This is a genomic window from Aliiroseovarius conchicola (assembly GCF_041403445.1).
GTDB lineage: Bacteria > Pseudomonadota > Alphaproteobacteria > Rhodobacterales > Rhodobacteraceae > Aliiroseovarius > Aliiroseovarius conchicola.
Genome location: NZ_JBGEHL010000002.1, coordinates 384432 through 397152, shown reverse-complemented (window position 1 = coordinate 397152; position 12721 = coordinate 384432). Strand labels below are relative to the sequence as shown.

General features: G+C 54.6%; 10 protein-coding genes. 8 read left to right on the top strand and 2 right to left on the bottom strand.

Annotation, left to right across the window (positions count from 1 at the left end; translation table 11 throughout):
* On the bottom strand, positions 1-1245 hold the full coding sequence (locus V6N04_RS04815) for a pyridoxal-phosphate-dependent aminotransferase family protein (RefSeq protein ID WP_371168998.1): 1245 nt from the start codon (positions 1243-1245) through the stop codon (positions 1-3).
* 212 nt (positions 1246-1457) lie between these two features.
* On the opposite strand from V6N04_RS04815, the gene V6N04_RS04810 reads away from it, so the two are divergent.
* The 4 genes from V6N04_RS04810 to V6N04_RS04795 all read left to right on the top strand — a co-directional run bounded on the left by V6N04_RS04810 (position 1458) and on the right by V6N04_RS04795 (position 5720).
* The gene (locus V6N04_RS04810) at positions 1458-2090 is read left to right on the top strand and encodes a response regulator transcription factor (protein WP_371168997.1); all 633 of its coding nucleotides are present in this window, start codon (positions 1458-1460) and stop codon (positions 2088-2090) included.
* 120 nt (positions 2091-2210) lie between these two features.
* Complete coding sequence (locus V6N04_RS04805) at positions 2211-3185, top strand: HpcH/HpaI aldolase/citrate lyase family protein (RefSeq protein ID WP_371168996.1); 975 nt, start codon at positions 2211-2213, stop codon at positions 3183-3185.
* Positions 3185-4447 (top strand): glycerate kinase type-2 family protein, encoded by a 1263-nt coding sequence (locus V6N04_RS04800; protein WP_371168995.1) that lies wholly within the window; start codon positions 3185-3187, stop codon positions 4445-4447. The genes V6N04_RS04805 and V6N04_RS04800 overlap by 1 nt, the downstream gene beginning before the upstream one ends.
* A gap of 250 nt (positions 4448-4697) precedes the next feature.
* Entirely contained in the window at positions 4698-5720 is a 1023-nt protein-coding gene (locus V6N04_RS04795; RefSeq protein ID WP_371168994.1) for a GlxA family transcriptional regulator, read from the top strand.
* A gap of 107 nt (positions 5721-5827) precedes the next feature.
* On the opposite strand, the gene V6N04_RS04790 is transcribed toward V6N04_RS04795, so the two are convergent.
* Positions 5828-6673, bottom strand: a complete 846-nt coding sequence (locus V6N04_RS04790) for an EamA family transporter (RefSeq protein ID WP_371168993.1) — start codon at positions 6671-6673, stop codon at positions 5828-5830.
* Between the two features lie 144 nt (positions 6674-6817).
* Here V6N04_RS04790 and V6N04_RS04785 point away from each other — a divergent pair, with 144 nt between their 5' ends.
* The 4 genes from V6N04_RS04785 to V6N04_RS04770 all read left to right on the top strand — a co-directional run bounded on the left by V6N04_RS04785 (position 6818) and on the right by V6N04_RS04770 (position 12720).
* On the top strand, positions 6818-9202 hold the full coding sequence (locus tag V6N04_RS04785) for a trimethylamine N-oxide demethylase (RefSeq protein ID WP_371168992.1): 2385 nt from the start codon (positions 6818-6820) through the stop codon (positions 9200-9202).
* Positions 9199-9600 (top strand): globin domain-containing protein, encoded by a 402-nt coding sequence (locus V6N04_RS04780; RefSeq protein ID WP_371168991.1) that lies wholly within the window; start codon positions 9199-9201, stop codon positions 9598-9600. Before V6N04_RS04785 ends, V6N04_RS04780 begins: the two co-directional genes overlap by 4 nt.
* Before the next feature lie 210 nt (positions 9601-9810).
* On the top strand, positions 9811-11547 hold the full coding sequence (locus V6N04_RS04775; RefSeq protein ID WP_371168990.1) for an ABC transporter substrate-binding protein: 1737 nt from the start codon (positions 9811-9813) through the stop codon (positions 11545-11547).
* Positions 11548-11658: 111 nt separating this feature from the next.
* Positions 11659-12720, top strand: coding sequence for an ABC transporter ATP-binding protein (locus V6N04_RS04770; protein WP_371168989.1), 1062 nt, complete (start codon positions 11659-11661; stop codon positions 12718-12720).
* Position 12721: the final 1 nt, after the last annotated feature.

Genomic DNA, 12721 nt, shown 5'->3' with positions numbered 1-12721 from the left:
TTATTCGGCGGCTATTGATGTGCCGTAGCGGCTGTCCAGCACGGCATCGACCGCGTCTTGATCCACATTGCCACCCAACGCGCGGATGGCGTCAGCGAACAGCAAAGTGATTTTGCGAATAGCCCCGCGGTCAAGTTGATTAAGGATGCCGATGCGCACTTGAACGGGCTCTGAGAGGGTGGGCCAAATACCAAACCCGTCAGCACGACAGTTCTGGACCAGCTCCATCTCGCGTCCCGCAAGTTCTTTTGGAAGGTTAAGGACAACGAGGCTTTTCATGTCCGACGTCACTTCACATCCCATGGCGATCACGGCTTCGCGCAGGACTTCTTCGTGCAGGCGGTAGGCGTCGGAACGTTTGGCCAAAGTCTCTTCAAGGGTCAGCCGAAGGGCTTCGTGGAACGCTGCCACCGCGTAACCTGAATGAGTTCTATGATACGTGCCTTTCTCGATATCTTGCCCGTCGACGATGCCCCAGTGGCGGGCTTCGAAGATTGGATGTTGCGCATAGGTGTAAGCGCCGTTTGTCTTCAAAATTTCGATGTATGCATCGGTGAAGCTGACGGGGGCATAGGTCAGCGGCAAGCAGCAAATTCCTTTCTGGGGGCAAGAGGCCCAGCCAACCACACCCGGATAGTCATCGATCGAAAAGTCGTCGACCCCCAGCGAGGATACCGCATCGATCAGACCCATAGCACCATGGCGTTGGCAAGCATCCGAAAAACCCTGAAGGTCGTTGATCCGCCCTGACCCGGTTTCCCAATGCGCCATGAACGCCCATTTGGGCTTGTGTTCGGCAAGCGCTTTGTCGACCGTATGTGCGTCGACTGATGTCCCGTGGGGAATGTCGATGACGATGACCGAGGCGGGCGAAGGATTCATTGGATCAGCGACCAACTCCTCGCGGGTCGAGGCCTTGATACGCAGGGTAAGCGCGTCGATCCCCGAAAAGGTGCCATTTGCGAAAGCGACGACCGTGTCGCCGGGTAGGACCGCCGAAAACATGGCGTCGAGGGCGCTCCACCCAGTACCGGCCACCGCGAACGTGTGTGCATTCCGGGTGCCCCAAATTTGGCGCAGCATGTGTTTGCATTCGACTATGCCGCGCAGAACGTCGCCTTGCATGTGGTCCGCCACCCCGGCCGACGCAAATCGCTCAAGCACTCGGGGGTCGGTGTTGCCCGGTCCGGGACCGGCAGCCAGCGTGTTGGGAATTTCAAGTTGTGGGAAATTTGAGCCGGTCATGGATCGTTCCTCTGTTGGTCTGTCGGTGAATCAATTCACGCTTGTCATTCAGCAAGCCAGCCCTTGAGAAAATCGGCAACATTCGTTAGATGTGCTTTTGGGTATCTAAAAGCATGGTTTAAAACCTACCCATATTGGTAAGTATGCGGCTGTATGCCGGAAAATACCCCACCTAAACGGGTGGTTTATTCGTATTTCTGTAAGGAAATTAGATGCTTAACGAAACTGATCGACCCATTGACGTGATGCTGGCAGACGCAAATCCGCTGGTTTTATCTGCGATGTCTGAGATTTTCGAACGCGATCCGAGATTCTCGTTGGTTGCGACGTCTGCAACAGCGGAAGGCTTTCTTGGCACCGTGATGCGTGTTCCCGTTCAGATCGGGATTATCGACTGGAACCTGCCGGTGCTGGGCGGCGCGAAACTGATCGAGGTTTTGCGCGAACACGAAAGCGCGCCGAAGCTGATCGTCTATGGCGAAGACATCCGCGATTTACCGCGTTTGGCGATGAGCGCGGGGGCGGCTGGATTTGTGTCGCGGTCAGGGGACGTCGAAAACCTGTTGAGCACCTGTGTCGAAGTCGCGGCCGGAAAAATGGTTTTCCCGTTTGTCGACATTCGCGAGCTACAAGCCGACCCGATTCAAAGCCTGAGCAGGAAGGAAAGGTTGATCCTGGAAGCCCTGTCAACTGGGCGCACAAATCGGGAGCTTTCGGAAGAGCTGGGGATATCGCTTAACACGGTCAAATTTCACCTGTCGAACCTGTATGACAAACTGTCGGTGAAGAACCGTGCCCAAGCGATTGCGTTCTACTATTCGTCGCAACTTCCTGGCGGCGATTGATCGCAGAAATAAAGTTCCAATTGTGTACCATTGCACGCAATAAAATTACTTGACTTGTGCTTTTTTCGCCCTTTTGTCTGTCCGTCACGCAACCCGACCAAGCACAAGGAGTGGTCAGACATGAGTTTTCACCCAATCGAACAAGCACCCGCCCGTCTAAATCGCAGCGAGTTGGCCGTTCCCGGCAGCCAGCCGCAAATGTTTGAAAAAGCGGCACAATCAGATGTCGATGTGATCTTTTTGGATCTGGAGGATGCGGTTGCGCCAGATGAGAAGGCACAGGCCCGTAAGAACATCATTCAAGGGCTGAATGAGGTCGATTGGAACACCAAAACCATGTCGATTCGTATCAACGGTTTGGACACGCATTACATGTATCGTGACGTGGTTGACGTCATTGAGCAGGCCGGAGAACGGTTGGATTTGATCATGATTCCGAAGGTTGGAACGGCAGCGGATGTCTATGCGGTGGACATGCTGGTGACCCAGGTTGAAGACGCAATGGGCCTGACCAAACGCATCGGATTTGAGCACATAATCGAGACCGCATTGGGCATGCAAAATGTGAACGAAATCGCAGGGGCTTCGAAGCGGAATGAAAGCCTTCATTTCGGGGTCGCTGACTACGCCGCCTCCATGCGTGCACGCACCACTGTTATCGGCGGCGTGAACGAGCATTATTCGGTCCTGACCGACCCGGACGAAGATGGAAGCCGGCAGGTGCATTGGTCGGATATGTGGCACTCGGCCATTGCCAATATGGTGGTTGCAGCTCGTGCAAATGGACTGCGGCCTGTGGACGGGCCATTCGGGGATTTTTCCGATCCTGACGGCTACAAAGCCGCTGCTTACCGTGCAGCGGTTTTGGGGTGCGAAGGCAAATGGGCCATACACCCCAGCCAGATTGCTTTGGCCAACGAGGTGATGAGCCCCTCGGACGCGGAAGTCGAAAAAGCGCAACGCATCTTGAAAGCGATGGCCGAGGCCGAGGCGGCGGGCAAAGGCGCAGTATCGCTGGATGGACGACTGATTGACTATGCCTCGATCCGTCAGGCAGAAGTGTTGGTGGAGAAAGCCAAACAAATTGCAGCGTGATGGACGACGTGAAGCTTAGAAATATTGCCCGCACCCTTTTTACAGAAGGGGTGCGGGCGGCCGACCCTGGGAAGGCCGTATCTCGGGCATTGGTGGAACAACCTTTGCCAGACCTGAATGCAGGAACGCAGTATATTATTGCGATAGGCAAGGCGGCGGGGGCTATGATGAAAGCCGCGCTAAGCTGCGTACCTTCGGGGCAGAAGTGTCGAGCCATCGCAGTCACCAATTATGAGAACGCGTTCGAATTGCCAGGGTGTGAAGTTTACACCGCGGCCCATCCGGTGCCGGACGAAAACGGACTGAAAGCTGGGATGGCGGTAAAGGAACTCGCGGCTTCCGCGGGTCCGAATGATCACGTTCTTTGCCTTGTTTCGGGTGGCGGTTCTGCTTTGTTGCCGGCCCCCAAAACGGGGATGACGCTTGCGGACAAAGTAGAGGTAAACAAGATATTGTTGGCGAACGGTTTTGATATCATCGAGACCAACCTCGTCCGTCAAAACCTTTCGGAACTGAAGGGTGGGGGGCTTGCACAGCTGGCGTCTCCGGCCAAGATCCGGACCTTGATCCTGTCTGATGTGATTGGCGATGATCCATCTGCCATCGCAAGCGGTCCAACGGCCAAGCCCTTGGGTTCTGCACAAGAGGCGATTGATACCCTGAAATCGCGCGGTGTTTGGGAGGCAATGCCAGAGCGCGCGAAGGTGGTTCTTGCGGGGGGTATGGACAAGGAAACAACCGATATCGACGTTGTTAATAGTGTCATTTGCTCGAATACGCACAGCTTGGAGGCTATCGCAGATGCGGCAGACGGATTGTCGCCTCGTATAATCACGGCACAGCTGGGTGGAGACGTAAATGACGCGGCGAACAGTATTCTATCGACTATCGATTCCATGCGCGGGACAGGCCCAAAAGTGCTTATTTGGGGCGGTGAGACGACTGTTACGTTGACGGGAAACGGGAAAGGTGGGCGCAATCAGGAGCTTGCGCTGAGGGTTGCCTTAAAGGCTGAGACTCTGCCCGGAAATTGGGTGTTTCTGAGTGGCGGTACGGATGGCCGGGATGGCCCCACACACGCGGCAGGTGGAATTGTTGATGCAAACACGATCAAGCGCATTTCAGAGCGCGGCGAAGATGCGGCGGCCCTTCTCAGAAACAACGATAGCAACAAAGCGCTCGATCTAGCGGGTGATCTTTTGACGACTGGGGCGACGGGAACAAATGTGGCCGATATTCAGCTTTTCATGATGGGCAAATGAACGCAACATAAGTCCAAGCCGTGTTGGAGCCACTATGAGGAGTGGCCGGTGCTCATCAATCCTTGTCTAGGGAACGTAGGTTTGGTATTTTTCCCAAAATGAATAAAAATTTATGCGTGGGAATATGTGTACCTTGCTCACGGGCCGTTTGAAGAAACAGCGGCTGTCTGTAAAATGAAAGACCTCTGGAGGCTCTGATTTTTCCGGGATAACCTTTGATAGGACCGCCTGGCAAAGCGGAGGATGGTAGATGCAAAGTTTTCAACCCAACTTCAAGCCCAAGCGCTCGGCTGGTCATGCAGAGATCGTGGACAGCGACGCGGTGACGGTCGAGATTTTCGTCGGTCCCGATTTCGACAGTCTTGAAACATCCAGTATCACCCGAACACTCCGTGAGGCAAATGAACTGCTTCAGAAAAAGGCCTTTGATTGGCGCTTTATTTCCGACCAGCCCGGGCTTGTTGATGCGCGCGGTGGGATGATTGTCCGGGCAGAGCCGGCAATTGATGAGCACGGTTTCTCGGACATCATGTTTGTTGTTGGGGGTGACAGTGGTGCGTCTGCCGTGTGGCTTAAGCGAGCGCGCCAAGCGCAAAGGCAATCGCGAAAGGTGGTTTTGTTTTCCGATGCCGCAACGGCCTATATTCAAAATACCCAAAATCCCAAGGGGAATGTGACCACCCATTGGCGGGATGCCGCGACATTGCGCGAGGCCGGGTATCATCCGAAAATCACCGACCATCTGGCCGAAGTGTCTGACGGGCTGGTTACCGCCGCGGGCGCAGGTTCCACAATAGAAATCGTATTGGGCATCATTTCGGCCTATCTGGATCCGTTAGCCGTCGCGGAACTGGCCAATATTTTGCTTCTTGAGACCATTCGAAAAAGCAACGCGGACCAACCAAAAGATTTGGCGGCCAGTACATCACTTTGGAATTCGCGTGTGACCAAAGTCATCCGTGTGATGGAAGATAACATCACCGACCCCTTGGATATGCAGTCTTTGACCCGCGAGGTTGGAATGTCCTCGCGGCAGGTGGAGCGTATCTTCCGCGAATTCTTTGATCAGTCTCCGGCCAAATTTTACAAGCAACTCAGGACCAAAAAGGCGTGGGCGCTGGTCGAAGCGACGCCCTTGCCATTGGCAGAGGTTGCCGTGGCCACGGGCTTTGGATCGGTCAGCACGCTGTCGCGCGCTGTGCGCGACCAATATGGTGTGTCTCCTGCGCAGGTGCGTGCGAGAAAAGATGTGTCGTTGATGAAGATCGGGTGAGCGGGGCGATCATTGCACATAGATGTGCAATAAATGATTTGCGACCAAACCAGTTGGTTGTCGAGAGTGTCTCATAATCTGGTGTTAGCTGCACGTTCCCGAACACACTAGGTCGCGAGGTACCCGATGCCTGCAAAGGCCAATATACACCCGAGCCATTGCGACGGCGTCATCTTTTCCTTCAGAAATAACCAAGCAAGGATGATTGTGATCAGTCCGAATATTGACGAGGCCACCGACGCATAGTGCGCGGATGGCAAATTTCCCGCCGACAAAACCAAAAGCAGTGCAATGCCGTCGAGAATACCCAACACGATAATATAGGGCAGGGCCTTCCGACCGGGCCATAAGGGCAATGAAAGTACAAGCAATATAGGTACCAGCAAGAGCACACCTGTCATACGGGTGATCAGGATTGTGGGAAGGTCTTGGGCAATTCGAGCGGCCTCTTGCCCCAGTGCAAACGTGGTCGCAAACCCTATAGCCGCGACAACGGACAGCGCAATCGTCGGCCCCTTGGCAGGTGTGTGATCCTCTTCTGCGTGCGAGAATACGGACACGATCGCAATCCCAGCGACGACTAATAACACCGCGCCCAGCTGGGTTAAGGAGACCTGCGCCCCCACCAAACTCGCGAAGGCAACGGACAGGATCGGAAAGCTTCCGATCACAGGCGCAACGATCCGCACGGGTCCTCGGTGAAACGCGCCATAAAGGGCCATACTGCCAAACAAGAAAGCGACCCCCGCCGACATCGAATACATTATCGCGGTTGTCGGTACAGGTTCGATTCCGCCAATGATTCCCATCGCGATGATCTGGAATATGGCACCAATTGACAGCACACCCAGCAAGGTTGCCATCAATGGTGTGGATTGGCTGAGTTTGCGAATTGTCACATCGTGAATGCCCCAGCACAATGCTGCAATAAGGCCAAGCGTGATGGCATTCATGTTTTGAACCTCAGTTCTTCGGACATGTGCAAATACATCTCTGGCCGGTGCTGTTTTTCTTGCGGATTCGAATTGGCCGAACTATTCTTACCATTAAACAAAGTTTCCACTCATGCAACGCCATCTGTTGCGAAGGAGGCCATGATGCTGGACGACAATATCGCAAAAGTGGTGCCTGGGCCGCCTAGACCTAGCGTCATTATGCAGCCGAGTATATTTTCTTTGCCGCCAGGTACAGAAAGATATGCGGTCGAAGGCTGTGGTGCGGTTCTGGTCCGGGTGGAGCAGGGCGACAAAGTTAGGGTGGTCAACACTGAAGGCGGCCAGCCGTGCGAGATCGTTTGTGCTGGGCCAGATGGTAAGGCCGATAACGGGCTTTTGGATGCACCTGCACAAGGCCCCGCGCGCGGGTTGATGGGGCTCCTTGCCAGCACGAATGATCAGTCTCTTCGGGGATTGCGCATTGGACTTGAGGCCCGCGATATTGACCTATCGTCGGGTGTGGCCGTGCATCTGTTTGACAGTGCTACACCTGCCGGGACCGAAGAAGAGTTTATCGCTACACGCGATGGCGTAATCGTTGTCGTGGCCCCCCATCCAAACCCAACGGGTGTAATGGATTATGAGGCGCAAGACACTGCCACGCCGTTAACACTTTGGGTCAGGCGAACTGTGATAAAGCAGGTTGCACGGTTTGAATTGCCGGACCCGTTGGCGGACCCTTTGGCCGACATTCGCGTCCATAGCCAGACCGCCGAGGCCTATTTTGTTAAGGCCGGTGATTACATCCAAATCCTCGATGTGGACGGAAGGCAATGCACTGATTTTGAATGCTTTTCTGCGCGAAAACTTGATAAGGGGATCGAGCATGCGCTCGATGTGACGACCACGCGGACATTGATGGGTCATGCCTATCCGATGCCCGGACTGCACGCAAAGTACTATGATCAAGAAATGCTGCCGTTGGTCGAGGTCGTGCAGGATACATGTGGACGTCATGATGCATTCGCACTGGCATGTTCGGCAAAGTACTACGATGATATCGGGTATCCTGGGCATGTAAATTGTTCAGACAATTTCAATGCCGCGCTGGCTGACTTCAATGTCACTGGTCGACCGGGTTGGATGGCCATCAATTTTTTCTTCAACACGTTTTTAGACGAACACGGTGTGATGTATTCAGACGAGCCTTGGTCGCGACCTGGCGACTATGTGCTCTTGCGTGCTTTGACCGATATCGTGTGTGTAAGTTCGGCCTGCCCGGATGACACCACAGCCGCCAACGGCTGGAACCCAACAGATATCCACGTTCGCACCTATTCGGGCGAAGAGAAATTCCAACGCTCGGTTGCGTATCGACCGACCCCTGATGCGGACGCAAAGATGACCAAACAAACCGGATTTCACGATAGTTTTGCAAAACACACGCGCAATTTTATCGAGTATAATGGCTATTGGCTTGCCAACTGCTTTGCCGAGGCCGGCCCGATCGAGGAATACTGGGCGTGCCGGCAAAAAAGCGTGATCATGGACCTGTCACCCCTGCGCAAGTTCGAGATCACCGGTCCTGACGCAGAAGCTCTGTGCCAGTATATTTTCACTCGCAATATGAAGACGCTCGCCGTGGGAGGCGTGGTCTATACCGCGATGTGCTACGAGCATGGCGGCATGATTGACGACGGAACTGTGTTCCGGCTGGGTAAGGACAATTTCCGCTGGATTGGTGGCAGTGACTATGGTGGCGAATGGATCCGCGAGCAGGCCGAAAAACTTGGGTTGAAGGTACTGGTGCGGTCGTCGACTGATCAATTGCACAATGTCGCCGTTCAAGGGCCGGAAAGCCGCGATCTGTTGCGCAAAATCGTATGGACAGCGCCGCATAACCCGGAGTTCGATCAACTTGGATGGTTCCGGTTTACGCCAGCACGGCTGAACAATGAAAGTGGCACGCCTTTCGTTGTCTCGCGCACAGGATACACAGGGGAACTGGGCTACGAGGTAATGTGTCATCCCAAACATGCCTCAGAGATTTTTGATGCAATATGGGAGGCCGGGCAAGATCATGGTTTGAAGCCGATGGGACTTGAAGCTCTGGACATGGTCCGGATCGAGGCGGGTTTGATTTTTGCAGGCTACGACTTTTCTGATCAAACCGACCCGTTCGAAGCCGGGATCGGGTTTACGGTTCCGTTAAAGTCCAAAGAGGATGACTTTATCGGACGTGATGCATTGATCCGACGCAAGGAACATCCAATGAAAAAGCTTGTCGGCTTGGATATCGACAGCAACGTCGCCGTTGATCATGGTGATTGTTTACATATCGGACGCGCGCAGATCGGAGAGGTGACCTCTTCGATGCGGTCGCCATTGCTAAGCAAAAACATAGCATTGGCGCGGGTGGATGTCGCTCATGCCGAGGTCGGGACGCAGTTGGAAGTCGGCAAGCTGGATGGGCATCAGAAACGGTTACCGGCCACGATCGTGCCCTTTGCACATTACGACCCCAAGAAAGAACGACCCAGATCATGAGCGTCCTGGAGGAGATCGGCGGCGAGGAGGGTCTGCACGAACTGGTGGAGCACTTCTATGATCTTGTCGAAAGCACCCCGGAGGGCCGGAACATCGTTCGTTTACATATGGACGGGCACGGCATCGCGCAAACACGGGTTGAGCAATTCAATTTCATGTGCGGGTTCTTTGGAGGTCGCCAATACTACAAAGAGAAGCACCACCATATGAACGTGAAACTCATTCACGAGCACGTCCCGATTTTTCAGGAAGACGCTGAGAATTGGCTGGCGATTATGGATCGAGCGCTGAATGATCTTGGTCACGAAGGTCCACATATCGACCGAATTCGTCAAACACTTAGACGTGTGGCTATGCTGTTGGTGAACGATGGAGATGTGCCCGTGGTGCGGATTTAAGGCTTTCATAATAAAGAGAAAATAGGTTTCCCCCGCGGCAGTGCCGGCCCGTTATTGCCGGCTTTAGGCCTCGCGGATGCGGCGTATTTAACCTTGTTAGAGGGGACGAATGAACGTTCCTACTAATTTATTAGTTGACTGTTTGCACCGTCTTTGCAAACGTAACATATCCGGCGGGGAGCCGGCTTAAGAAAAAACTGGGAGGACAAGATGCGTAGGTATCTTATGTCTGCAGTTGCGGCGACTGCCGTGATTGCGGGAACAAATTCGCTTTATGCGGACGAAGCGGCAGCGACACGTTGGATTGACAGCGAGTTTCAGCCTTCGTCGCTAAGCAAAGACGAACAAATGGCCGAGATGAAATGGTTCATTGATGCGGCAAAACCTTATGATGGCATGGAAATTAACGTGCTTTCTGAAGGCATTCCAACGCACAGCTACGAGTCAGAAGTGTTGGCCAAGGCGTTTGAGGAAATCACCGGCATCAAGGTCAATCACCAGATTCTGGGTGAGGGCGAGGTTGTGCAAGCTGTGCAGACGCAGATGCAGACCAAGCGGAACCTTTATGATGGCTACGTGAACGATTCCGACTTGATTGGTACGCACTCGCGCCTGCAATTGGCCTATAACCTGACAGATCAGATGTCTGGTGATTGGGCGGCAACCACGTCGCCAACGCTCGACCTTGCTGACTTTATGGGCATTCAGTTCACCACCGGTCCGGATGGCGATATTTATCAGCTGCCCGACCAGCAGTTCGCCAACCTTTACTGGTTCCGCAAAGACTGGTTCGACCGTGAGGATCTGAAAGCCGCTTTCAAAGAAAAGTACGGCTACGAGCTTGGTGTGCCGGTTAACTGGTCGGCGTATGAGGATATCGCTGAGTTCTTCTCGGACGATGTTAAGAACATCGACGGCGTCGATATCTATGGTCACATGGACTACGGCAAACGTGCGCCTGACCTTGGCTGGCGGATGACCGATGCCTGGCTGTCCATGGCGGGCACTGGGTCCAAAGGCGAACCGAACGGTGTGCCGATCGACGAATGGGGTATCCGCATGGAAGGCGGAACCTGTAACCCACAAGGTGCAAGTGTCACCCGTGGTGGTGCTGCCAACGGCCCGGCAGCGGTTTATGCGATCCGCAAGTGGGACGAATGGCTGCGTAACTACGCCCCTCCGGGCGCGGCGAGCTATGACTTCTATCAGTCGCTACCCGCTTTGGCACAAGGCAACGTGGCCCAGCAAATCTTCTGGTACACAGCGTTTACGGCCGACATGGTGAAGCCGAAGTCAGAAGGCAACAACACGGTGGATGACGACGGAAATCCGCTGTGGCGTATGGCGCCAAGCCCGCACGGCCCATATTGGGAAGAAGGCCAGAAGGTCGGATACCAAGATGTTGGGTCTTGGACTTTCCTGAAGTCGACACCATCGGATCGCGCGCAGGCCGCTTGGCTCTATGCACAGTTCGTGACCTCGAAAACAGTGGATGTGAAGAAGTCGCAAGTTGGTCTGACGTTCGCGCGCGACAGCACGGTGAACCACGAAAGCTTCACCGAACGCGCCCCAAAACTTGGTGGTCTGGTCGAGTTCTACCGTTCACCTGACCGCGTAGCGTGGTCGCCAACCGGTGTGAACGTACCTGACTATCCGAAGCTGGCCCAAATCTGGTGGCAGCAGATCGGTGACGTGAACTCGGGCGCCTTTACACCGCAAGAAGCGATGGATCGTCTGGCCGAAGAGATGGACATCACCATGGCCCGGATGCAGCGCGCTGATGAGGCACAGAACGTCTATGGCGGTTGCGGCCCACGTCTGAACGAAGAGAAGGACGCAGACTGGTGGTACGCCAACGGTGGTGCCAAGCCGAAGCTGGCGAATGAAAAGCCACAAGGTCAGACCGTCAACTATGACGAATTGGTCAAACGCTGGAACGACCAGTAAGCTTCTCCCGTGTCACGGGGTCCTTACCTCGTGACCTGACAATGGCTGGGGCCTTAACAGGCCTCAGCCTCCCTGTCCGCCCTCTGGCGCTTATTCAATCAAGGACGAATGATGGCACTTGTGCTGAAAGATATCACCAAGGTGGTGCAAGGGGTGACGCATATCAAACCCACCAGCCTGACGTTGGACAAAGGACATTTCAATGTCCTGCTAGGGCAAACCGGAGCCGGTAAGACCTCTCTGATCAAGATGATGGCTGGGTTGGACCCTATTGCCTCGGGTCAGGTTCTGATGGACGGCGCGGATGTGACGAAACTGTCGACGCAAAAGCGCAAGATCAGCTTGGTGCACCAGTTTTTTGTCAATTACCCCCATATGACGGTTTACGACAACATCGCCTCGCCGCTGAAAGTGGCTGGACTGGCGAAATCCGAAATTCAAGGCCGCGTGGAAGAGGCCGCCGACATACTAAAGCTGCGTCCGATGCTGCATCGCCGCCCGCACGAATTGTCAGGCGGCCAACAACAACGCTGCGCGCTGGCGCGCGCGATTGCCAAGGACAGTCAGGTGGTGTTCCTGGATGAACCATTGGCCAACCTTGACTACAAGCTGCGCGAAGAACTGCGTGAACTACTGCCCGAGCTTTTTGCGGGTCGCGGTGCGGTCGTTGTTTATGCCACGTCTGAGCCGGAAGAGGCGCTTTTGTTGGGCGGTCAAACGGCCCTTATGAACGACGGTGTCGTCGCCCAATTCGGCCCGACTGCGGACATCTACCGGGCACCCGCGACTTTGGCTGCCGCGCGCATATTTTCTGATCCACCGATTAACTATGCGTCTGTGACGAAACGAGGCGACACATTTGAAATGGGGCGGGTGAGTTGGCCTGCCAACCCTGAAACACAGGGTTTGACAGACGGAACCTACACCGTCGCCGTGCGCCCCAATCACATAGTACCGCATCCAAGCGCCGCCGCGCGTGTCCCGCTAGAAGGTCGCATCGCTGTGACCGAGCTCAGCGGCTCTGAAAGCTCGGCGCATTTCGAATTTGACGATCACGCTTGGGTCTCGCTGGCGCATGGGGCGCACCCGTATGAGATAGGCGAAAATCACACTTTCTACATGGATGCCAACGCGTGCCTTTACTTTGCACCCGATGGCAGCCGAGCCGTCTGAG

Excerpts from the sequence above, each read along its gene's own strand:
- V6N04_RS04790 (WP_371168993.1), bottom strand. The coding sequence starts at position 6,673 with ATGAATGCCATCACGCTTGGCCTTATTGCAGCATTGTGCTGGGGCATT.
- V6N04_RS04775 (WP_371168990.1), top strand. The coding sequence starts at position 9,811 with ATGCGTAGGTATCTTATGTCTGCAGTTGCGGCGACTGCCGTGATTGCG.
- V6N04_RS04815 (WP_371168998.1), bottom strand. The coding sequence starts at position 1,245 with ATGACCGGCTCAAATTTCCCACAACTTGAAATTCCCAACACGCTGGCT.
- V6N04_RS04805 (WP_371168996.1), top strand. The coding sequence starts at position 2,211 with ATGAGTTTTCACCCAATCGAACAAGCACCCGCCCGTCTAAATCGCAGC.
- V6N04_RS04770 (WP_371168989.1), top strand. The coding sequence starts at position 11,659 with ATGGCACTTGTGCTGAAAGATATCACCAAGGTGGTGCAAGGGGTGACG.
- V6N04_RS04785 (WP_371168992.1), top strand. The coding sequence starts at position 6,818 with ATGCTGGACGACAATATCGCAAAAGTGGTGCCTGGGCCGCCTAGACCT.
- V6N04_RS04800 (WP_371168995.1), top strand. The coding sequence starts at position 3,185 with ATGGACGACGTGAAGCTTAGAAATATTGCCCGCACCCTTTTTACAGAA.
- V6N04_RS04810 (WP_371168997.1), top strand. The coding sequence starts at position 1,458 with ATGCTTAACGAAACTGATCGACCCATTGACGTGATGCTGGCAGACGCA.
- V6N04_RS04795 (WP_371168994.1), top strand. The coding sequence starts at position 4,698 with ATGCAAAGTTTTCAACCCAACTTCAAGCCCAAGCGCTCGGCTGGTCAT.
- V6N04_RS04780 (WP_371168991.1), top strand. The coding sequence starts at position 9,199 with ATGAGCGTCCTGGAGGAGATCGGCGGCGAGGAGGGTCTGCACGAACTG.